The organism is Janthinobacterium sp. UMAB-56, assembly GCF_900095265.1.
In the GTDB taxonomy this organism is placed as follows: Bacteria; Pseudomonadota; Gammaproteobacteria; order Burkholderiales; family Burkholderiaceae_D; genus Janthinobacterium.
In genome coordinates, this window is sequence record NZ_LT607654.1 from 188,711 (window position 1) to 190,305 (window position 1,595).

The 1,595-nt window shown below is 62.8% G+C and carries 2 protein-coding genes; both read right to left on the reverse strand.

Features of this window, described 5'->3' with window-relative positions:
- Positions 1 to 376 precede the first annotated feature (376 nt).
- Positions 377 to 901, reverse strand: coding sequence for a GNAT family N-acetyltransferase (locus K0F85_RS09480; protein WP_219115791.1), 525 nt, complete (start codon positions 899 to 901; stop codon positions 377 to 379).
- 7 nt (positions 902 to 908) lie between these two features.
- On the reverse strand, positions 909 to 1,481 hold the full coding sequence (locus tag K0F85_RS09485) for a helix-turn-helix domain-containing protein (RefSeq protein ID WP_219115792.1): 573 nt from the start codon (positions 1,479 to 1,481) through the stop codon (positions 909 to 911).
- Between the last annotated feature and the right edge of the window lie 114 nt (positions 1,482 to 1,595).

Sequence of the window (1,595 nt, forward strand, 5' to 3'; positions counted from 1 at the left end):
CACGATCAACAGGGTCATGGAGATCCAGTCGACCACGTTCAGGCGCTTTGCCGTCATTTCCTCGTTTGCCGCACCGTCCGATCCTGCCTGGATATTCGCCATCTCAGCCTCCTGTAAGAAGAAAGAACCCGCCTCCGGGTCTGTGCAAGGAACAGTGTAGGCGCGGCCACCGGCACACGCCAGTCAGACGATGCCGGGGATCGAGGTAGGACAATTCTGCAATAAGGCAGGTGATTTTATCTGGCAAATGTCAGGCTCCAGGCATCAGCCTGAAAGCCACCGTGGCCAGCGCCGTGACGGCACACGTGCCTGCCGTACGATTAGAGCGCGGCTGAACGCCTGAGTTCCCCGCCATCGCCGCGCCGTTCCAGGAACGCTATAGCTGCTTGTACATGATGGTGGTAGCGTCCAGCCGGTCGCCGGCGGGCGCCAGCGCATAGCCGGGGATGCTGCCCGCCACCACGTAGCCGAGCGACAAATACAACGGTTCGGCATGGTCACTGCTGCGCGTATCCAAAGTCAGCAGGCTGCGCGGCAAGAGGCGCGCCTGTTCTTCCAGTGCCTGCATCAGCTGGCGCGCAAGGCCGCGCCTGCGGAAAGCGGGCGCGACCAGCAGCTTGCGCACTTCGGCCCGGTGTGCCTGGTTGGGATTGGTGTCCCAGTCCAGCTGCACGGCGCCGGCCACCTTCCCGTCCACCTCGGCCACCAGCAGCAGGCGCACGCCGCGTGCGACGGCCGGCAACACGTTGTCCGTCCAGAACGCCTGGCTGGCCGCCGTGTCGAACGGCAAGATAAAACCGATGCTGGCGCCGTCGTAAACGCAGTCTTGCAGCAAGGTGATGAGCTCCGGCAAGCGTTCGAGAATATCGGTGGACGAAAAGTGGCGTAGCGATGCGGACATGGTGACCTCAGACAAGAAAGAGAAAATAGCGGGCGCCGCTGTCGAGCGACGTCGTAAACGCGCTGGCACCGTGCAGCTGGTAGCGCAGGCAGTCGCCGGCTTGCAAGTCGTGCGAACGGCCGTCGATGGTCACGTTCAGCTTGCCTTCCTGCAGCAACAGATGGTGTTCCATGCCGGGCCGCGGCGAGGCAGCGTAAGTGATCGTCACGTCCGCGCCCAGCTCGCATTCGAGCGCTTCCCCCGCCAAGGCACGCGACGGCGGCGAGACGGAGCGGCGGATAAAACCGGTGTCCGGGTCCGTCCACACGCTTTGCTGTGCGCGCCGTAACAAGGGAGGAAAATCGTCTTCCACCATGCGCAGCAGGCGCGACATGGCCAGGCCATACGCGGCGCACAGCTTGCCCAGCACGTTTGTCGTCGGACTGACTTCGCCATTTTCCAGGCGCGACAGGGTGGCGCGGCTGACCTGGCTGGCACTGGCCAGCTGATCCAGCGACCAGCCCCGCTCCACGCGCAACTGCTTTAACCGCGCCGCCAGGCGCTGTTCCGTATCGTTATCAGTCACGTCCACATTTTCCATATATGGGAATTTATCCCACTAGCGGGAATTTGGCAAGCAATCGTCGCAGAGTTGCTCAACGCACAGACACGCACCCGGACTCCAGGCACCATGGCGTGACCACTTCAAGGAGAA